Genomic DNA, 20,163 nt, shown 5'->3' with positions numbered 1-20,163 from the left:
TCTCCCCTCACCAGTGCTCATGTAGTAGGCAGCAGATCCTTCCACGACCGATCGCCGCCGGACTGCGCCAGATCGGTCTGGCGGTACACGTTGCCCTGCGGCGTGGCGTACTGCCCTGTCGCCGGGTCGTAGGTGGCGATTGCCACCGACGGACCGCCGGGTGCTCCCGGCTTGAAGGCGCTTGGCGCGGCTCCCGGGCCGCCGCCGGTATCGGTCGGCGCGATATTCGGGATACCCACCGGCCCAGTGAATCCCCCCACCGGTGGTATCGGGCCGGACGGCGGAGCCGGAACCGGTCCCGCCGGCATCGGTGTGCCCTGAAGCGGTCCGTAGATGTGGTCCTGGAACGACGTCCGGTCGTCGGGCGGGATGCCCTGTGCGACGAGGTTCGGGTCGATCGGGTTGGGACCTGTCGCGTGCTGTCGCATGGCCAATGGCTCATACGGCTTGTCGCTGTCACAGATCTCTACGGTCGGAGCACGTTTCCCCGGCTCGCCCTGGCACGGATAGTTGCGCGCACCGCGGACGGCGACCGGCGAGTCCTGAGGGAGCTTGCAGTACAACCCGTCCGGAGTGTCGATATCGGAGACGTCCTCCGGTGACCGCCACGAGGACGGCGGCAGGAAGCCGACCGTGCACGCCGGCGGGTCGTTCATCGTCAGCGTGAAGTCGCCCAGCGTCATGCCGGTCGGGTTGTTCAGCGGCGAACCGACCGCCTGGATCGAGCCGACGTAGGGCGGCAGCAGCACGAGCAACTGCTCCAGGCTGCGGTTATAGGTCACGCCCACCTGCCCCAAGGTCGTGAGGCTGGCCAATAGCACCGGCAACGTCGGTTTCACCTGGTTCAACAACGCCGACGCCTCGTCGACCGCACCCGGGCCATTGGCCAAGATGCCGCGCCACTGCGGGTCATTGGTGTTGAGCTGATCGGTGATCCCCGCCAGGCTGTGTGCCCAGGTGCGGATCGCATCGGTCGAGGCGAGCTGGCCGTCCAGCAGCGGTCGGCTGTCATCGACCAGGGTGCGGGCCTGGTCGGCGGCACCGCTGAAATCCGCGGCGAGCTTCGATGCGGAGTCGTTCAGCGTCGTGAGATCGTCACCCGCGCCGTTCAGACCCTTGTAGGCGCTGCTCAACAGATCGCTCAGCCGATCGGTGGGGATGCTCTTGAGCAGCGTGTTGGTTTGGTCGAGCATCGGGCCGACTGCCTGCGGGACGCGGGCCTGCTGTACCGGAATGACCGAGCCGTCGTGCAGATACGGTCCGGAATCGGTGTGCGGCACCAGATCGACGTATTGCTCACCGACCGCCGACACGCTGAGCACCCGTGCCTCGAGGTCGGCGGGCACCTTCGGATTGGTGTCCAGGATCAGCGTGGCTTCGGCACCGGTGCGGGTTGGCCGCACCTCGGTGACCTTGCCCAGCTGAACACCGCGATAGGTGACGTTCGAGAACTGGTAGAGCCCACCGGTTCTGGGCAGTTGGAGCGTAACCGTCATCTTGCCGATGCCGAGCAAGGTCCCCACCTGCAGGTAGGCCACCACCATGACACCGATGCCGACCACCGACGCGATCGTGAAGATGATGAGCTGATTTCGGACAAACCGTGTCAGCATCAGTTACCCCCGTCCTGTGGTGCGTCTTGCGGGGCCGGACCGGGTAGTGGACCAGAGCCCGCGCCGGGCAGTGGACCAGCGCCCGCGCCGGGCGCGGGCTGCGTGGCGCCGGTGAGGGAGGCCTGCTGGCCGCCCTGAGGCGCCGGAATCAACGGCGGGATGTCGGCCACCTGGGTCGGCGGCGGCGCGGGGCTGAACGGGGCGTTGAGCGGATCGTAAGTGTACGTCGCGTACCACGGATCCCCCGGCGCCGGAACGAGTTTGGCGTTCTCGTCACCCCAGCTGGTACCGAGCATCAAGGTCTTCTTCAACCGCGGAACGGTGAAGTCGAAGATGATGAACTGGTTGAGGTAATCACCGCGGATCGCGCGGTCGATCACCTGCTGGGTGTAGGGGAACGTCGGCAAGTAGGCCAGCGCGGTGTCCAGCTTGGGCCCGACATCGGCCAGTGCTTTCAACGTCGGTTCGAGGTTCTGCAAGTTGCGGACCAGATCGGTCTTGGTGTCGTTGACCAGGCCGGTGGCCAAATTGGAGAAATCGCGGAACTTCTCGAGCGCGGTCGTGATGCGAGGCCGTTCCTTCACCAGGACGTCCAGCGCGGGCGGAATCCGGTTGAGCGCGTCGGTGAGGACTTCCTGTTGGCCGGCGAAGGTGCCGGCCAACCGGTTCAACGAGTTGACCGCCTCGTTGATGCTGTCGCGCTGGTTTGCCAGCAGCCCGATGAAATCGTTGAGCCGCGTGAGCAAGTCGCGGATCTGGTCCGAGCGGCCGCCCAGGGCCGCGCTGAACTCGTGAATGATGTCGCCGATCTGGCCAAGTCCCCCGCCGTTGACGACGACCGACAGCGCCGAAAGGGTCTGCTCTGTCGACGGGTAAGTCGACGAGCGGTTGAGGCCCAGAGTCGCACCGGGTTGCAGAACCCCGCTGGGCGCCTGCCCCAGCGGCGGGTTCAGCGCCAGGTGCATCGAGCCCAGCAGGCTGGTCTGCCCCACCGATGCCACGGCGTTGGCCGGGATCACCACACCGGGTTCCACCGACACCTCGACATCGGCATGCCAGTCGGTCACCGTCATCTCGCCGACACTGCCGACGACAACGTCGCCGACCATTACCGGCGAATTAGATTCCAACTGACCGACATTGGCGATCTCGATGCGATAGGTGGTCGAGCCCTTGCCATGGCCGACAGTCCCCGGCAGCGGCAGGGAGTTCAACCCCCCGAAACTGCAGCCGGTCACTGTCACCGCCACACATGACGCGGTCACCAGGAGACGCTGCACCGAACTACGACGCATCATGAGGGCGGATTCCCTTCGGCCGGAAGCAACATGCCTTCCAGGTTCGACGGCGGCGGAGCCGCCGGCCCGACCGGGACGCCGGGCGGAATCGGAGCACCGGGGAACAGTGCCGGCGACGGATCGGCGGGCAATCCGTTGGGCGCGTAGGCGCCCTGATGAGTGTTCGGCGGGCCGCCCCAGCCAGCGGGTCCCGGCACATCGCCGTTGTACCCGGTGTATGCCGACACGGTGGGCGGAATCTCGTAACCCGGCGGGGTCGCACCGGAACCACCCGGCGCAAGCCCCGGCTCGGTGTAGATCAGCTTGTCCGGGCTGGTGGACTTGCCCAGATATGCGTTGAACGGGAACGGCAGGTAGTTGAAGTTCAACAGCCTCAGCGCGGGTCCGAGGTACTGGGCACATAACTTGCCGGTCTCGTCCGCGGTCGCGTTCTGCACGGCACCGATGGCCGAGCAGATGACCTGGACGGGGTTGGAGAAGTTGGCCAGCGCGAAAGCACCGAGCGCACTTTGGGAGTCGGGGTTATAGATGTTGTAGGCGTTGCCGATCGCATTCGGCGCCACGTGCAGCAGGTTCTCGACGACGAGCTTGTTGTCGGCGAGGTTCTTGGTCACGCTGCTCAGCCGCTGCAGTTGCTCGGCGGTTTGGTTACGCGTGCCGGCGATGAACCGCTGAACGTCGACGACGGCGCTGGACAGGTTCGTCAGGGCCCCGTCGATGTCCGACCGACTGCCATCGACCACGCTGGACAGCGAGGCCAAGCGGTCCTGGAACTGGACGATTTGGGTGTTGCTGTCGCGCAACGCCGTCACGAAGGTCTGCAGGTTCTTGATGGTGTCGACGATGTTGCCGCTGCCGTCGGCCAAGACCTTGCTGACCGCGGACAGCTGCGCGATGGTGTCCCGCAGCTTCTCCCCGTTGCCGTCCAAGGCGTTGGCCGCGGTGTCGATGAAGCGCCCCACCGAGGTGGTCTGTCCTTCACTTGCCGGCCCGAGGTCGGTTGCCAGCCGCATCAACTGGGTCTTGATCTCGTCCCATTCCACCGGGATCGCGGTGCGGTCGAGACCGATCACCGCTCCGTCGGCCATGGTGGGGCCCTTGTCCTCATAGGGCGGCGTGAGCTGAACGTAGCGGGCGCCCACCAGGTTCTGCGAGACGATGACGGCCTCTGCGTTGGCCGGGATGGGCACTTTCCGATCGACGGCCAGCACGAGTTTGGCCTTGGTCCCCTGGGCCTGGATGGACTCGATCGTGCCGACCTTCACCCCGGCCACCCGCACCTCGTCACCGGGATAGATCGCGGTGGCGCTGGTGAAGTAGGCGGTGATGGTGTTGGGCTTGAAGACGGTTGCGCGGAGCAGCCATCCGATCCCACCGACGATTACCACCGCCAGCACCACGGCCACGGCGACCGTCAGCCCCCTACGCGACTTCATGGCTGCCCCCATCGCTCATAAGGCTGCGGTATTCCGTTGTACGGGAACGGGAATTCCGCACGTGGTCCGGCGTTGTCCGCAGGCTGGCCCGCATCGGTACCGCGCCGGAAGCCGAGCGCGTAGTCGAGGTAGGGCTGCAGCGTCTGGGCCGGCAACAGGTTGCCGACGAACGCGTTGTAGTAGAAGCCGTTGTTGACCGCTTCGGCCTGCGTCAGCTGGAACTTGGCCAGACCCTTCATGGCTGCGGTGATGTTGTCGTTGTTCTTCTCCAACATCGCGGTCACAGCATTGATCTTCTCAAGAGCCGGTGCCAGTTCTTTCTCGTTATCGGCCACGATCCCGCTCAGCTGCCGCGACAGCGCCGAGGTGCTGGCCAGCAGGTTCACGATGGCGTAACGGCGCTGCTGAAGAACGCCGATCAGGTCGTTGGCGTTGAGCAACAGCGTGTTCACCTGGGCGCTGCGTTGCGAGAGAATCCCAGTGACGTTCGCCGCACTCTTGAGCAGACTGGCCAGTGAATCGTTGCGCTCGTTGATCATCCGCGACAGCTTGCTGATCCCGTCGAAGGTCGGGCCCAGCTGCGGGGTGATGCGATCCAACGTATCCGACAGCGTATCCAGCGACTGATTGATCGCCGCGGTATCGGTTTCGGCGGTATTGCCGGCGAAGTCGGACAGCGACTCCGAAAGCGAGTACGGCGATCCAGTACGCGATACCGGAATCACATCGGCCGCCCGGAGTGTCCCCTTGCCGTTGGACTCCAGCGTCAGAATCCGCTGCCCCAGCAGCGTTCCGGTGCGGATGTGAGCGCTGGTCTCGGCGCCGAGCCGTACGGACCCTTTGACCATGAAGGTCACCAGCGCCTTGCCGTGCTGCAAGGAGACATCCGAGACTGTGCCGACCTTGACACCGGACACCTTGACGTCGTTACCCGCCTGCAGGCCACCGGCTTCGGTGAACAGCGCCTGATGCCGAATCGACGTGGCAAGCGACACCAGCCGCTCGGGCGTCAACCCGATGGTGATGACGAGCAGGATCAATGCCAGGCCAATGAAGCCCGACCTGATCAGCGAGGACCCACGATATTTGAGCATTACGGCTCCGCGCACCTTCCAGTGTGTTGAACAAGCCAGGGGAAGTAGGCGGTACGGCCCTGCAGGTCACTGACACGCAGAGACAGGCCACACAGATACTGGTTGATCCAGCTGCCGTAGGAACCGAGTCGCACCACCTTGCGGTAGTTGGCCGGCGCCTTCTGGATCGAGATGTCGAGCAGTTCCTTGTCCTGGTCCAGCAGCGGAGCCAGCCGGCCAAGCTGGTCGATGGTGCCGTTCAACGGTGCGCGGGCCTGAGTGAGCAGGTCGGTCAGCGACGCGGTGCCATTGTCGAGCGCGGTGATCGACTGGCCGATGGGATCTTTGTCTCCTGCCAGGCCGGTGACGAGCTTCTCCAGCTTGTCGACGGCTCCAGAGAACTTGTCGCCGTCCTTGCTGATGGTGGCGATCACCGTGTTGAGGTTGTCGATCAGCTGCTGGACCGTCTGCCCGTTGTCGGCCAGCGCCGTGGTGAACGACGTTGTCTTGGAGAACAACGATTCGATGTTGCCGTCCTGCCCCTGGAGGATCTGGATCAGCGAGTTGGTCAGCGCGTTGACATCCTGCGGATTGAGGCCCTGGACAACAGGTTTGAGTCCACCGAGGAGCAGGTCAAGATCAAGAGCCGGCTCGGTACGGTCCAGCGGAATCTGGCTGCCCGGCGGCTGGATCTTCGCCGATCCCGGGCCGTCGACCAGTTCCAGATACCGGTCGCCGACCAGGTTGAGGTATCGCACCGTCGCCTTGGTTCCCGAGGTCAGCACGAGCTTGCGGTCGGCGTCGAAGTCGACGACCACTTTGTTGTCCGGTTGCAGCGCGACGTCCTTGACCGTGCCGACGCGAACACCAGCCACCCGCACCGAATCTCCGGACTTCAGGCTCGACGCGTCGGCGAAGACGGCCGAGTAGGAGTTGTCCGAACCCGACCGGTACTGGCCGAAGATCGCGAACAGTGCGGCGGTCAGCAGGATCATCACGACGCCGAACACGCCGACCTTGACCATCGTCTTCCACAGCGCGGTCATCCCGGTTGTCCGATCTGTGCGGTGTTGCGCGGCGGACCGTCCAGCGGGCCGAACAACGCCTGCTTCAGTCCGTCGGAGTTCAGCAAGATGCCCTGGTTGCCGTACTGGGCGGGGTTGGCGCCGATGTCGGCGACCACGAACGGCGGGCTGGTCTCGAAGGGCACCTTCGGCATATCGGTGCATTGCGGGCCGCCGGTGGCGGCCACCTTGGGCAGGTTGGCCGGATACCGGTAACGCTCACGGCCGAGGAAGAACGATTGCAGCAGAACCGCTCCCGGTAGCGGCAGGCCGGGGCCGGTGGCCAGCGGAACGAGGCCGCCGATACCGCAGTTCAGTGCCGCGTTGTACTTGTTCAGCAGGTCCGTGGTGGGCACCAGCAGATGCACGACATTGGCTAACGGATCCTTGTTCTCGCTGAGCACCTCGGTGCCGACATCGGCCAGTCCGATGGCGCTGACGAGCAGGGTGTCCAGGTTGTGGTCCTGGTCGACGATCGTGTCGCTGAGCTTGGCCGCGTTCTTGACCGTCGACAGCAGGTCATTGGAGACGTCGCCGTAGGCATCGAACACCTTTGGGGCCACGGCCAATTCATGATTGAGCGTGTCCAGGCTCGGGTTGAGCTTGGCCAGCGCGGCGTCGAGGTCGACCAGAGTTTGACCGAACTTGTCACCCCGACCGTCCAGGGATTTGGCGATCGCGCCGAGGGTCTGATTGAGCTTGGTGGGTTCGATCTGCGAGAGCACCGAAACCAGCTGCTGGAAAACGGTGTTGACCTCCACGGTGACGTGCTTGCCGTCGATCACCTGCCCGGCCTGGATGTTCTTGGGCGAGGCGTCCGCCGGCGGATTCAGCTCGACGAACTTCGAGCCGAACACCGTCGAAGAGGTGATATCGGCACTCACGTTGGCGGGTATGTCGTTGACTCGGGCGGGGTTCAGCGCAAGGTGTAGCGCGGCTCGTCCGTCCGGCAGCAATTCGATGGAAGCGACTTTGCCGACCTGGGCGCCGTTGAGCTTGACCTTCGCGTCGGGGTACATCACGAGACCGGCCCGTTGTGAGATCACGGTCACCGGAACGGTTTTGGTGAAACTGTCCTGGAACAGCCCAACGGCCAACGCGACGATCGCGGCGATGGCCACCACGGTCGCCAATCCGGCGAGCGGGCGCGCGATACCTGATTTCATCTCCGCTCCTCGACTATCCGGACAGGTTGAAGTTGCCGTTGGATCCGTAGATGGCCAGGGAGACCAGCAGGGTGACCGAGACGACCACGATCAGGGAGGTCCGGACCGCGTTACCCACCGCAACCCCGACTCCCGACGGGCCGCCGGTGGCGAAGTAGCCGAAGTAGGTATGGATCAACAAAATCGTGATCGCCATCAACACCGCCTGCAAAAAGCTCCACAGCAAGTCAATCGGATTCAAAAACGTGTTGAAGTAATGGTCATAGAGGCCCCCGGACTGACCGAACAACACCACCGTCGTGAACTGGCTGGCCACAAAACTCAAGATCACCGCGATCGAGTACAACGGCGTGATCGCCACCATCCCGGCCACAATCCGCGTCGAGACCAAGTATTCGACCGGAGGGATACCCATCGATTCCAGGGCATCGATCTCCTCATTGATCCGCATCGCCCCCAACTGCGCGGTCACCCCCGCCCCGAACGTGGCCGCCAACCCAATCCCAGCCACCACCGGCGCACTGATCCGCACATTGATAAACGCCGCCAAAAACCCGGTCAACGCCTCAATACCAATATTGCCCAACGAGGAATAACCCTGCACCGCCAACGTGCCACCAGCAGCCAACGTCAAAAACCCGACGATCACCACAGTGCCGCCGATCATCGCCAACGTCCCGGCACCCATCGAGATCTCCGCGATCAACCGGATGATCTCCTTACGGAAATGCACCGTCGCATGCGGCGTACCAGCAATCGCCCGCCCATAAAAAATCGTGTGATCACCAATACGACCAAACGTCCCCAACGGACGGCGCACCTGACGCGCGATCCGCGGATACAAAGCCTGCAACGACGCCACCCCCGGACCTACCGCGCACTCATCCGGATACCAATGGCCGTCACGACCACGTTCACCACAAACAACGCCATGAACGCGTACACCACCGTCTCATTGACCGCATTACCCACCGCCTTGGCGCCACCACCAGTGATCGTCAACCCCCGATAACAGGCCACCAAACCCGCGATCAACCCAAACAGGGCCGCCTTCACACACGAGATGATCACCTCCGGCACCCCGGTCAACAACGTGATCCCCGCCGCGAACGCCCCCGGATTCACATCCTGAACAAACACCGAAAACACGTAACCACCCAAAATCCCGATGATCACCACCAACGAATTCAACAGCAGCGCCACCAAACCCGACGCCAACATCCGCGGCGTCACCAACCGCTGCACCGGATTAATCCCCAGCACTTCCATCGCATCGATCTCTTCACGAATCGTGCGCGACCCCAAATCCGCACACATCGCCGTCGCCCCAGCACCCGCCACAATCAACACCGTCACCAACGGACCCACCTGCGTCACCGCACCAAAAGCCGCACCAGCCCCCGACAGATCCGCAGCCCCCAACTCCCGCAACAGAATATTGAGCGTGAACGACACCAACACCGTGAACGGAATCGCCACCAACAACGTCGGCGCCAACGACACCCGCGCCACAAACCACGACTGCTCCAAAACTCCCGCCACTGAAACGGCTTCCGAAACACAAACCGCACAGCATCCGCAGACATCGCGAACAAACCACCAATAGCCTGCATCGGACCCGACAAACCGCTCAGAGCGACGCCCGGCGACCAACGATCTGATGTGCGATTCGTCATGGGTATCTGCAGAGCCTCCAACGTCGTCGTGGTCATCGACCCAGCGTCATGGCACCAACCAGCCCAAAACTGGAACGTGTTACAACGACGCCAACGCAGATTAGTGCACTTAGCGCCCGCGCGGTAGCGAATCTCGGCAATCGAGACATGTGGCTGGTGGTGTCGTTGTTTCCCCACGTGGCTTCGAGACGACTTGGGCTCAAGTGTCTCGTTTTTGCCTGCTCGGTCATCGACTCGCTTGGGCCAGTCAGGATTCCGGGCGCGGCGCTCACGAGGGAAGAGTGGACCGCACCACCGCCACCGCATCGCCACCTATTCCCGGTCAGCGGGATCACCGTCACTTCCAACCGACGGCGACCCACAATGATCGAGGCCGCTATCCCCGACCTGAAGCAGGAGACTGACCCGCCATGGCGACTTTGCAGCGTTACACCGATCGTCGCGTGCTGATCACCGGTGGCGGCTCGGGCATCGGGCAAGCCTGCGTACTGCGCATTCTCGGCGAGGGCGCTCGGGTGGTGGCCGCCGACATCAGCGAGTCCGGCTTGAAGGACACCACCGCCAAGGCCGGCGACGCCAGCGACCGGCTGACCACCGTGGTCATCGACGTGGGTAGCGAGGAGTCGGTGAAAACCGGTGTCGGTGAAGCGATCTCCACCCTCGGCGGCCTCGACACACTGGTGAACGTCGCCGGCATCCTTCGTTCCGATCATTTCCTCGACACCACGCTCGCCGCGTTCGAGCAGGTGCTGCGGGTGAACTTGGTCGGCACCTTCCTGGTAACGCGGGAGTCAATTCCGGCTCTGCGCGCTGGAAATGCGCCGGCCGTGGTGAACTTCAGCTCGACATCGGCCGCCTTCGCCCATCCCTATATGTCGGCTTATGCCGCGTCGAAGGGCGGCGTCCAAGCGATGACGCACGCCTTGGCGGCCGAGTTCGCCAAGGACGGCATCCGCTTCAACTCCGTGCAGCCCGGGTCGATCTCGTCGGGAATGACCGACGGAACCGGGGAGTCGAAGCAGAGCGTCGGTCCCGGCCTGCCGGACGACGTCGACTACAGCCTGTTCGGCCGGGTCGCGCCACTGCTGCCACTGCCCAAGGGCGAGATCTTCGCCAAGCCGGATGCGGTCGCCAATGTTGTCGCGATGCTGGGCAGCCCGGACGCCTACTTCGTCTCGGGTACCGAGATCCGCATCGACGGCGGCGCCCACATGTGAGTCAGGCGTTGATGCCTGCAGTGAGGATCGCCGCCAGCTCTCGGTAGGCCGCCGCGTCGTCCAGACCGATAGTGGACCGCACGGTGCCCTGCTGAATGCGCACCATCATGGCCGCGGCCAGATCCGCGGCAAACGCCGCGTGCACGTCCCGGAACTCCTGTGCGACAACACCTTCAGCGATCAGTTCGCCGACTCGTCGAGCTGCGATCGCAGTGTTCTGCTCGTAGACCACCCGGGCCGGAGTGAACGCGTCCAGGTCGGCCATGAATCGATCGGAGGCGACTTCGAGCGCGGCGCCGACAGCGGTGAGGTAGGCGGTGATCCGCTCACGGGCGCCACTCACCCCCGCGACGCGATGCTCCACATCCTCGGTCGCACGCCGGAAGAAGTGCACGGTGACGGCGTGGACCAGCTGCTCCTTGCTGCCGGCCAGGGTGTAGAGCGTTCCCTTCGAACAGCGCAGCCGAGCCGCGATGTCATCGAGGGTCAGATGCGCGAACCCCTCGGCAAGAAAAAGAGCCAGCAGGGCGTCGAACAACTCGCCGCGGCGCCGGGTTCCGAACGCCGGGGCGGTGCGGGTGGCCATTCGCCGAATAGTACTGGTAGATGTAACTCAGTACTGTTTTGAGTACTCTTCGACACCACTTCGAGAGGTCCCACTCATGCCCGTCGACCGACTCCTCCCCGACCAGGACGCCGCGGATCTCCTCGCGCTGACTCGCGATATCGGTGACAAAGTGCTCAGCCCGATCGTCGACGAGCACGAGCGCAGCGAGACCTACCCCGAAGGTGTGTTCGCCCAACTCGGCGCGGCCGGGCTGCTCAGCCTGCCGCAGCCGGAGGACTGGGGCGGCGGCGGTCAGCCCTACGAGGTCTACCTCCAAGTCCTCGAGGAGATCGCCGCCCGCTGGGCCGCGGTGGCCGTGGCGGTCAGCGTGCACAGCCTGTCGTGTCATCCGCTGGTGACGTTCGGCACCGACGAACAGCGGGAACGCTGGCTGCCGGGCATGCTCTCGGGTGAGCAGATCGGCGCCTACAGCCTCTCCGAACCGCAGGCCGGTTCTGATGCGGCGGCATTGCGTTGCACGGCCACCCCTACTGAGAGCGGATACGTCATCACCGGCTCGAAGGCTTGGATCACCCACGGTGGGCGGGCGGATTTCTACACGTTGTTTGCGCGGACCGGGCAGGGCTCTAAAGGCATAACCAACTTTCTGGTCGCGGGCGACCAACCGGGGCTGAGCTTCGGCAAACCTGAGGAGAAGATGGGGCTCGCCGCGATACCGACGACCTCCGCGTTCTATGACAGCGCCGAGCTCGACGCCGAGCGCCGCATCGGTGCCGAAGGGCAGGGCTTGCAGATCGCGTTCAGCGCACTGGACTCAGGCCGGCTGGGCATTGCGGCGGTAGCCGTCGGGATCGCGCAGGCTGCACTCGATGAGGCCTGCGCCTACGCCAACGAGCGAACGACCTTCGGCCGCAAGATCATCGACCATCAGGGACTCGGCTTCCTCCTTGCCGATATGGCGGCCGCAGTAGCCAGCGCACGGGCCACCTACCTGGATGCCGCGCGGCGGCGCGACGCCGGCCGGCCCTACTCCCAACAGGCCAGCGTTGCCAAGCTGGTGGCCACCGACGCCGCCATGAAGGTCACCACCGATGCCGTCCAGGTGCTCGGCGGTGTCGGCTACACCCGCGACTACCGCGTAGAGCGCTACATGCGGGAAGCCAAGATCACCCAGATCTTCGAAGGAACCAACCAAATCCAGCGACTGGTTATCGCACGAGCGCTCACGACGGCCTGAACGGCGATACGATCCGTCCCAGCGACGGCCTGAGACGCCCCGTCAACTGCCGCCGTCCAATCGAAAGCCGTGCCCCAACCCCGGTCATAACGAGCGATTCCATCGAGAAATTCATATTTCGTTGCGGAATCGGTTGCGAAGAGCACGCAAATCCGCAATCGTTTAGGGGCGGGGCCGACAGGTCGCACTGCTCGGCGGCCCGCGGGACATAAGGAGACGGGCCCTGACCGAGACCGGCGCCACCGCCACCCAGCAGACCACCGGGAAATCCGGATCCACGCGCAGCAACGGCGCGCCGGTCATCGAGATCGACCACGTCGTCAAGCGCTTCGAGGACTACATCGCCGTCGCCGACGCCGACTTCTCCATCGGCGCCGGCGAATTCTTCTCCATGCTCGGACCATCCGGCTGCGGGAAGACCACCACCCTGCGCATGATCGCGGGCTTCGAACAGCCCACCGAAGGCGCGATTCGCCTCGAAGGCGTCGACGTTTCGCGGGTGCCACCGCACAAACGCAACGTCAACACCGTCTTCCAGCACTACGCCCTGTTCCCCCACATGACGGTGTGGGACAACGTCGCCTACGGGCCGCGCAGCCAGAAGAAGGACAAGGCCACGGTCAAAAAGAGCGTCGATGAGATGCTCGAGATCGTTCGGCTCACCGACTTCGCCAAGCGCAAGCCCGCCCAACTCTCCGGCGGCCAGCAACAGCGCGTCGCCCTGGCCCGGGCACTGGTCAACTACCCCAGCGCCCTCCTGCTCGACGAGCCGCTCGGCGCGCTGGACCTCAAGTTGCGTCACGTCATGCAGTTCGAGCTCAAGCGCATCCAGCGCGAGGTCGGCATCACGTTCGTCTACGTGACCCATGATCAGGAAGAAGCGCTCACGATGAGCGACCGGATCGCGGTCATGAACGCCGGCAACGTCGAGCAGATCGGCACCCCGACCGAGATCTATGACCGGCCCGCGACGGTGTTCGTGGCCGGCTTCATCGGCCAGGCCAACCTGTGGCACGGCCGCCAGACCGGCCGCGTCAACCGCGACTACGTCGAGGTGGAAGTCCTCGGTACCACGCTCAAGGCCCGGCCCGGTGACACCACGATCGAACCCGGCGGTCAGGCCACCCTGATGGTGCGGCCCGAGCGGGTTCGAGTGTCGATGGACCAGCCCACCGGAGATGTCGCCGCGGTCGCCGCCAAGGTGGTCGACCTGACCTTCCAAGGACCAGTACTGCGGCTGTCGTTGGCCGCTGCCGACAACTCCCCGATCCTGGCTCATATCGGACCCGAGCAGAGCCTGCCCCTGCTACGTCCCGGTGACGACGTGTTCGTGTGCTGGGCTCCCGAAGCGTCGCTGGTCTTGCCGGCCGCTGACATTCCGACCACCGAGGACCTCGAGGAGATGCTCGACGACTCCTAGTCCATTCGCGTAGTCCTGCAGCTTCGTCCACCGAAACCTTCACCCCACCGAAAGGCACTACGGCAAATGGCCACAGAGATCGACCCTCGGATCCTCGCTTCGCTGTCCTCCCGACGCCGCTTCATCGGTGGCGGTGCCGCTGCCGCGGCCGCGCTGGTCCTGGGACCCTCCTTCCTCGCCGCGTGTAGCAAGTCGTCGAACACCTCGAGCAGTTCCAGCGGACCCGCAACACCATCCGACGACGGCTCACCCGCCACCGGAAAACTGCGCATCTCCAACTGGCCGCTGTACATGGCCGACGGATTCGTCGCGGCCTTCCAGACCGCGACCGGACTGACGGTCGACTACAAAGAGGACTACAACGACAACGAGGAGTGGTTCGCCAAGAACAAGGAGCCGCTGTCGCGCAAGCAGGACATCGGCGCCGACCTGGTGGTACCCACTCAGTTCATGGCTGCGCGGCTCAACGGGCTGGGCTGGCTCAACGGCATCAGCGAAAGCCGTTGGACCAACAAGAAGAACATGCGCCCCGACCTGCTCGACGCCAAAGCCGACCCAGGCCGTAAGTACAGCGCGCCCTACATGTCCGGTATGACGGCCCTGGCCTACAACCGCGCCGCCACGGGGCGCGACATCACCAAGATCGACGACCTGTGGGATCCGGCGTTCAAGGGCAAGATCAGCCTGCTCGCCGACACCCAGGACGGCCTGGGCATGATCATGCTCTCGCAGGGCAGTTCCGTGGAGAATCCGACCAGCGACGGCGTGAACAAGGCGGTCGCCCTGATCAAGCAGCAGAAGGACAACGGACAGATCCGCCGGTTCACCGGCAACGACTACGCCGACGACTTGGCCTCCGGCAATGTCGTTATCGCCCAGGCATATTCCGGCGATGTGGTGCAGCTGCAGAAGGACAACCCCGATCTGAAGTTCGTGGTGCCAGACACGGGCGGTACCACCTTCGTCGACACCATGGTGATTCCCTACACGACGCAAAACCAGAAGGCCGCCGAGGCGTGGATCAACTACGTCTACGACCGGGCGAACTACGCCAAGCTCATCGCACACACCCAGTACGTGCCCGTGTTGTCGGATATGAGCGACGAGCTCAACAAGATCGATCCGGCTCTGGCGGCCAACCCGCTGATCAACCCGCCGAAGGCCACCCTGGACAAACTGAAGACCTGGGCCGCGCTCACCGACGAGCAGACCGCGGAGTTCAACAAGGCTTACGCCGCAGTCACCGGCGGCTGACCGATGGCGGGAGTAGCCAGCAGCAACCGGCAGCGGAGCAAACTCGCTCCCTACTTGATGATCCTGCCCGCACTTGCGTACCTCGGCGTCTTCTACGTCGTGCCGTTCGTGTCGCTGTTCCGGACATCGCTGTCGGAGATGGGCGGGTCCATCTACCTACCGAAACTCACGTTCGCCTGGAATTTCGCCAATTACGGCGAGGCGCTGAGCACGTACCGCGAGCAGATCCTGCGCTCGTTCGGCTACGCGTTGACTGCCACCGTGTTGTGTGCGCTGCTGGCTTTCCCGCTTGCCTATGTGATCGCGTTCAAAGCCGGCCGCTACAAGAACTTGCTACTCGGCCTGGTGATCCTGCCGTTCTTCGTCACGTTCCTGATCCGCACGCTGGCATGGAAGACGATCCTGGCCGACGACGGCTGGGTGGTCCACACGCTGGGCACCCTCGGGTTGCTGCCGTCCGACGGACGCCTGCTCTCGACCAGCTGGGCAGTCATCGGCGGCCTGACCTACAACTGGATCATCTTCATGATCCTGCCGCTGTACGTCAGCTTGGAGAAGATCGACGCCCGCCTGCTGGAGGCCTCCCGCGATCTCTACGCCACCAACCGCAGAATGTTCGGCAAGGTGATCATGCCGTTGGCGATGCCCGGCGTGCTGGCCGGCAGCCTGCTGGTCTTCATCCCGTCGGTGGGCGATTTCATCAACGCCGACTACCTGGGCAGTACCGAGACCAGAATGATCGGCAACGTCATTCAGAAGCAGTTCCTGGTCGTCAAGGACTACCCTGTCGCCGCTGCGCTGAGCTTCGTGCTGATGGCACTGATCCTGGTCGGTGTCCTGCTGTATACAAAGGCGCTCGGCACGGAGGACCTCGTATGACCACCGAGGCCGGGGCTGCGATCGCGCAGACCATCGACCACGGCGGACTAGCCAAGCCCGGCCGCAACTTTCGGGGCACATTCAAGCTCGGCGATATAGCCCTGCGCGTCATCGCCGGGCTGGTGCTGTTCTACCTGTTCCTGCCGATCCTGGTGATCATCGTCTTCTCGTTCAACAAGCCGGCCGGCAAGTTCAACTACACCTGGCAGGGCTTCACGCTGGACAATTGGGCCAACCCGTTCAAGTACCCGGCGTTGACCGATGCGTTGAAACTGAGCCTGAACGTCGCCGCGGTCTCGACACTGATCGCTGTCGTGCTCGGCACTCTGGTCGCGGTTGCCCTTGTCCGGCAACGGTTTCGCGGGAGCAAGGCGGTCGATACCTTTCTGGTGCTGCCGCTGACCTCACCCGAGGTCGTGATGGGCGCCTCACTGCTCACCCTGTTCCTGGACCTGGGCTGGGCCACCGGTTACGCCACGATCCTGATCGCGCACGTGGCCTTCGAGATCAGCTTCATCGCCATGACCGTGCGCGCCCGGATCCGTGGCTTCGACTGGACACTCGAGGACGCTTCACTGGATCTGGGCTCCGGGCCGACCCGGACCTTCTTCAGGGTGACCCTGCCGCTGATCGTGCCAGGCATCGTCGCCGCCGCCATGTTGTCGTTCGCGCTGTCCTTGGACGACTTCATCATCACCTATTTCGTCAGCGGCTCGACAGTGACCTACCCGCTGTACGTGAACGCAGCGGTGAAAGCGGCTGTGCCACCTCAGATCAACGTGCTGGCCACCGCGATCCTGTTGGCCAGCTTGATCCTGTTGGCCCTCGGGACGCTGTATCGGCGCAAGCGCGACACCTAAGTCCGACACGCGAACGCGCCGGTTCGCGCCGGTAACAGTGGTCGGTACGGCATCCTTGGCGGGTGACGGTCGACTCGATGCTGGAATCCATCCCACCTTTGGCGGTCTACCTGGTCGTCGGGCTGATCATCGGCGTCGAAAGCCTGGGCATTCCGTTGCCCGGCGAGATCGCGCTGGTGAGTGCGGCACTGCTGGCCTCGAGGCACACCCTCGACATCGACCCGCTGTGGGTGGGCGCGTCGGCCACTATCGGTGCGATCATCGGCGACACGATCGGCTACACGATCGGCCGAAAGTTCGGGATGGGACTGTTCGAGCGGCTCGGCAAGCGCTTCCCGAAACACTTCGGCCCTGGGCACGTGGCGCTGGCCAAGCAGCTGTTCGCCCGGTGGGGCGTGTGGGCGGTGTTCTTCGGGCGCTTCATCGCTCTGCTGCGGATTCTTGCCGGACCGCTCGCCGGTGCACTGCACATGCGCTACCCGCAGTTCCTGGCCGCCAACGCATCCGGGGCACTGTGCTGGGCCGGTGGCACCACCGCAGTTGTCTACTATCTGGGGCTGGCCGCCGAGAAGTGGCTGTCGCGGTTCTCCTGGATCGCATTGGTCCTCGCGATCGGCATCGGCATCGGCCTGACACTGCTACTCAAGGAACGCACCCGTAGGCTGATCGCCCAGCTGGAGGCCGAGCACGACTGGGAGACCCTGCGCAGACCGCCGGCGTAGGCGCCGAGCGTAACCGCAGGGCGGCGAATCGGCGGTAGGGCCGCCATGGCGCTACCCATGGGGGTTTTCCCGCTGCTCGGCCGGGGTAACTCAATTGTCATGGCTGACAACGCGGTACATAGTGCCGTGCAGGCGGCCGCACACAACAGGCCATTCGAACTCGCCGCACGAGCCGGATACAGCATCAGCGGCGTCCTGCATCTGTTGATCGCCTACATCATCGTGGGGCTAGCCTTCGGTTCGGCCGGCAACGCCGACCAGTCCGGTGCGCTGGCGACGTTGTCGGCCCAGCCCGCCGGCGTCGTCGCGCTCTGGCTCACTGCGGCGGGCCTCGTCGCGCTCGCACTATGGCGAATCGCTGAAGCCGTTCTCGGCTCACACCCCAGCGAGCCGGGGCGCGAACACCATGGCGCCTACGACGTGTTCGACCGGATCAAGTCGGCTGCTCTCGCCGTCGTATACGCCGGGATCGCCATCGCCGCGGTGCGATTCGCCAACGGCGGTGGAGAATCCAACGGCCAGCAGAACGCCGGCCTTACCGCGCGGCTGCTCCAAACCGGTTGGGGGAAATCCGTTTTGCTGATCGCTGCGGCGGTGATCATCGGTGTCGGCGGCTACCACGTCTACAAGGGGCTGTCGACAAAGTTCGAGGAGGACCTCACGGTCACCGGGGGCGGGCCGTTGATCACCCCGCTGGGCATCGCGGGATACACCGCTAAGGGAGTCGTGTTGGGCGGCGCGGGGATTCTACTGGTCGTCGCCACCCTGACCACAGATCCTGCCAAAGGTGCCGGGGTGGACGCCGCGGTGAAGAGCCTGGGCCAGGCACCGTTCGGCAAGACATTGCTCATCGCCGCCGCGATCGGCTTTGCCGCTTACGGCGCCTTTTGCTTCGTCCTCGCCCGTTTCTCGCGGATGTAGCGCAACCTTGTCGTCATGGCGAACCGACCAAGCAATGAAGTGCGGCTTCGGCGGATCTATGACGATCCCACGCCGGCCGACGGCACCCGCGTCCTCGTCGACCGGCTGTGGCCCCGCGGTATCAGCAAGGACCGCGCGCAGCTCGACCGATGGTGCAAAGACGTCGCTCCGTCGACGGAGCTGCGCACCTGGTACCACCACGACCCAACGCTGTTCGACGAGTTCGCTCGGCGCTATCGCGAGGAGCTGACCGACCCTCAACGCGCGGAAGTGTTGGACGAGCTGCGCCGGCTTGCGAGGCACGGCGCGTTGACATTGCTCACCGCAACCAAGGATGCCGACCGTAGCGAGGCCGCGGTCCTCGCCGAGATGCTGCGCTAGTCACTCGGCGAAGTACTGCAGCCGGGTGATGACGCCGCCGCCAGCACCGAGTTCGGCGATCAGCACCCCCGGCCGTGGGCCGCGCAGTGCGACGGTCACCGACGACCCGGCAGCGATTACCGTGGTCCACGACGTTCCCGTCAGCTCGTCGCTGAACGCACCGAATTTCACCGGATTTCGCTCGCCAAGGGTGATCAGCGCTCCCGGCCCTAGCGACCGCCAGGCCCGCAACTGGTCCCCAGCAGCGACCGCGGTCAGAAAGGCCCGCACCGTCCGCTTGCCGCGGAAACGAGCACCGCGAAAACCCGCGGCGAATCCCAGGGATCCGCGCAGCCCCTGATTGCGGATCAGAGCGCGGCTCAGTTCCAATGCCTGCGGACCCGCCGCCAACCCGTTACCAGCGAATTGCACGACCATCGCCGGGAGTTCCCAGTAGGCGCGCAGCCGCTCGATCCGCCACTGCGTCGCCACGTCACGCAGGTCGTAACGCAATACCGCCGGGATGTGCATTGTCACCGCCGGCCCCATCCCGACTTCGAGTACAACGTCCCGGATAACCGTTGTCTCCGAGACGATGTCGGCCTCATGCCGGAAGACGATCTGGCGCGGTGCGATGAACGTGTCGTAGAACCGCCCGAGCTGCAGCGGCCCGACATGCGGCCGCGAACCCACCGGATCCTCCACCTGGCCATCGGCGGTGAACAGGCCTACCCAGCCGGCCCGGTCGTGTTCGGCCGCCATCTGTGGGGAGCGGTCGACGGCGTCGAGCAGCGCCGAGCGCAATTCTGGCATCACGCGCTGCGGACCAGTTCAACGCCGCGACCACGCATCTCGTCCAGCGCCTCGGCGGTCGATCCAGGGGCGACCCCGGCCGTAAGATCCACCAGGACACGAGTTTTGAAGCCGGCGCGGGTGGCGTCGGCTGCGGTCTGGCGCACGCAGTAGTCGGTGGCGATGCCGGCGATATCAACGTCGTCGACACCGCGGGCACGCAACCAGTCGGTCAGTGAGGTGTGGTCGGTGGCGCCTTCGAAGCCGCTGTAGGCGGCCGTGTAGGCACCTTTGTGGAATACCGCCTCGACCGGCGCGGTGTTCAGTTCCGGATGGAACTCGGCACCGGCGGTTCCGGCCACACAGTGCCGCGGCCAGGTGTCGACATAATCGGGGTGGTCGGCGAAGTGGGCGCCGGGGTTCACGTGATAGTCCTTGGTCGCGACTACATGGTCATAGCCGTGGTCCCGGGCCAGCAGCGCGTTGATCGCGCGCACCACCGCGCCGGCCCCGGCCACGGCCAGCGATCCCCCTTCACAGAAATCGTTCTGCACGTCGACGATGATCAGCGCCCGCATCTGCCCACCGTATCGGCAGATCCGACGCG

19 protein-coding genes and 1 pseudogene are annotated in these 20,163 nt (G+C 64.6%); 9 read left to right on the top strand and 11 right to left on the bottom strand.

The window, feature by feature from the left end; genetic code table 11:
* Nucleotides 1–17: 17 nt before the first annotated feature.
* The 8 genes and pseudogenes from G6N38_RS24775 to G6N38_RS24740 form a co-directional block, all read right to left on the bottom strand.
* Complete coding sequence (locus G6N38_RS24775) at nucleotides 18–1,613, bottom strand: MCE family protein (RefSeq protein ID WP_163750645.1); 1,596 nt, start codon at nucleotides 1,611–1,613, stop codon at nucleotides 18–20.
* Nucleotides 1,613–2,911, bottom strand: coding sequence for an MCE family protein (locus tag G6N38_RS24770; RefSeq protein ID WP_163750643.1), 1,299 nt, complete (start codon nucleotides 2,909–2,911; stop codon nucleotides 1,613–1,615). The genes G6N38_RS24775 and G6N38_RS24770 overlap by 1 nt, the downstream gene beginning before the upstream one ends.
* Complete coding sequence (locus G6N38_RS24765; RefSeq protein WP_246227412.1) at nucleotides 2,908–4,347, bottom strand: MCE family protein; 1,440 nt, start codon at nucleotides 4,345–4,347, stop codon at nucleotides 2,908–2,910. The genes G6N38_RS24770 and G6N38_RS24765 overlap by 4 nt, the downstream gene beginning before the upstream one ends.
* Nucleotides 4,344–5,441, bottom strand: coding sequence for an MCE family protein (locus tag G6N38_RS24760; protein ID WP_163750640.1), 1,098 nt, complete (start codon nucleotides 5,439–5,441; stop codon nucleotides 4,344–4,346). Before G6N38_RS24760 ends, G6N38_RS24765 begins: the two co-directional genes overlap by 4 nt.
* Nucleotides 5,441–6,466 (bottom strand): MCE family protein, encoded by a 1,026-nt coding sequence (locus G6N38_RS24755; protein ID WP_163750638.1) that lies wholly within the window; start codon nucleotides 6,464–6,466, stop codon nucleotides 5,441–5,443. The genes G6N38_RS24760 and G6N38_RS24755 overlap by 1 nt, the downstream gene beginning before the upstream one ends.
* Nucleotides 6,463–7,650 carry an MCE family protein gene (locus G6N38_RS24750; protein ID WP_163750636.1) on the bottom strand — a complete coding sequence of 396 codons (1,188 nt, stop codon included), beginning with the start codon at nucleotides 7,648–7,650 and terminating at the stop codon, nucleotides 6,463–6,465. The genes G6N38_RS24755 and G6N38_RS24750 overlap by 4 nt, the downstream gene beginning before the upstream one ends.
* Before the next feature lie 13 nt (nucleotides 7,651–7,663).
* On the bottom strand, nucleotides 7,664–8,512 hold the full coding sequence (locus G6N38_RS24745; RefSeq protein ID WP_163746121.1) for an MlaE family ABC transporter permease: 849 nt from the start codon (nucleotides 8,510–8,512) through the stop codon (nucleotides 7,664–7,666).
* A gap of 8 nt (nucleotides 8,513–8,520) precedes the next feature.
* Nucleotides 8,521–9,326: pseudogene (locus tag G6N38_RS24740) on the bottom strand (MlaE family ABC transporter permease).
* A gap of 410 nt (nucleotides 9,327–9,736) precedes the next feature.
* Here G6N38_RS24740 and G6N38_RS24735 point away from each other — a divergent pair.
* Entirely contained in the window at nucleotides 9,737–10,543 is an 807-nt protein-coding gene (locus tag G6N38_RS24735; protein WP_163750634.1) for an SDR family NAD(P)-dependent oxidoreductase, read from the top strand.
* A gap of 1 nt (nucleotide 10,544) precedes the next feature.
* Here the strand turns inward: G6N38_RS24735 and G6N38_RS24730 are convergent, their stop codons facing one another.
* The gene (locus G6N38_RS24730) at nucleotides 10,545–11,129 is read right to left on the bottom strand and encodes a TetR/AcrR family transcriptional regulator (protein ID WP_163750632.1); all 585 of its coding nucleotides are present in this window, start codon (nucleotides 11,127–11,129) and stop codon (nucleotides 10,545–10,547) included.
* A 76-nt stretch (nucleotides 11,130–11,205) separates the two neighbouring features.
* On the opposite strand from G6N38_RS24730, the gene G6N38_RS24725 reads away from it, so the two are divergent.
* The 8 genes from G6N38_RS24725 to G6N38_RS24690 all read left to right on the top strand — a co-directional run bounded on the left by G6N38_RS24725 (nucleotide 11,206) and on the right by G6N38_RS24690 (nucleotide 18,785).
* Nucleotides 11,206–12,348 (top strand): acyl-CoA dehydrogenase family protein, encoded by a 1,143-nt coding sequence (locus tag G6N38_RS24725; RefSeq protein ID WP_163750630.1) that lies wholly within the window; start codon nucleotides 11,206–11,208, stop codon nucleotides 12,346–12,348.
* 391 nt (nucleotides 12,349–12,739) lie between these two features.
* The gene (locus tag G6N38_RS24720; protein ID WP_281357833.1) at nucleotides 12,740–13,768 is read left to right on the top strand and encodes an ABC transporter ATP-binding protein; all 1,029 of its coding nucleotides are present in this window, start codon (nucleotides 12,740–12,742) and stop codon (nucleotides 13,766–13,768) included.
* 66 nt (nucleotides 13,769–13,834) lie between these two features.
* Nucleotides 13,835–15,022, top strand: coding sequence for a polyamine ABC transporter substrate-binding protein (locus G6N38_RS24715; RefSeq protein WP_163750628.1), 1,188 nt, complete (start codon nucleotides 13,835–13,837; stop codon nucleotides 15,020–15,022).
* Between the two features lie 3 nt (nucleotides 15,023–15,025).
* Entirely contained in the window at nucleotides 15,026–15,901 is an 876-nt protein-coding gene (locus tag G6N38_RS24710) for an ABC transporter permease (protein ID WP_163750627.1), read from the top strand.
* Nucleotides 15,898–16,761, top strand: coding sequence for an ABC transporter permease (locus G6N38_RS24705; RefSeq protein WP_163750625.1), 864 nt, complete (start codon nucleotides 15,898–15,900; stop codon nucleotides 16,759–16,761). Before G6N38_RS24710 ends, G6N38_RS24705 begins: the two co-directional genes overlap by 4 nt.
* Before the next feature lie 77 nt (nucleotides 16,762–16,838).
* Nucleotides 16,839–17,483 carry a DedA family protein gene (locus G6N38_RS24700; protein ID WP_407663017.1) on the top strand — a complete coding sequence of 215 codons (645 nt, stop codon included), beginning with the start codon at nucleotides 16,839–16,841 and terminating at the stop codon, nucleotides 17,481–17,483.
* 99 nt (nucleotides 17,484–17,582) lie between these two features.
* The gene (locus G6N38_RS24695; protein ID WP_163750621.1) at nucleotides 17,583–18,404 is read left to right on the top strand and encodes a DUF1206 domain-containing protein; all 822 of its coding nucleotides are present in this window, start codon (nucleotides 17,583–17,585) and stop codon (nucleotides 18,402–18,404) included.
* A 15-nt stretch (nucleotides 18,405–18,419) separates the two neighbouring features.
* Nucleotides 18,420–18,785: a DUF488 domain-containing protein gene (locus G6N38_RS24690; protein WP_163750619.1), complete on the top strand. Its 366-nt coding sequence runs from the start codon at nucleotides 18,420–18,422 to the stop codon at nucleotides 18,783–18,785.
* Here the strand turns inward: G6N38_RS24690 and G6N38_RS24685 are convergent, their stop codons facing one another.
* Together G6N38_RS24685 and G6N38_RS24680 are read right to left on the bottom strand one after the other, a co-directional pair.
* Nucleotides 18,786–19,580: a ketosteroid isomerase family protein gene (locus tag G6N38_RS24685; protein ID WP_163750617.1), complete on the bottom strand. Its 795-nt coding sequence runs from the start codon at nucleotides 19,578–19,580 to the stop codon at nucleotides 18,786–18,788.
* Entirely contained in the window at nucleotides 19,577–20,134 is a 558-nt protein-coding gene (locus G6N38_RS24680) for a nicotinamidase (RefSeq protein ID WP_163750615.1), read from the bottom strand. The genes G6N38_RS24685 and G6N38_RS24680 overlap by 4 nt, the downstream gene beginning before the upstream one ends.
* Nucleotides 20,135–20,163 lie beyond the last annotated feature (29 nt).

It is taken from the genome of Mycolicibacterium helvum, from assembly GCF_010731895.1.
Classification (GTDB): domain Bacteria; phylum Actinomycetota; class Actinomycetes; order Mycobacteriales; family Mycobacteriaceae; genus Mycobacterium; species Mycobacterium helvum.
This window is presented reverse-complemented; position numbering and strand designations above follow the sequence as displayed.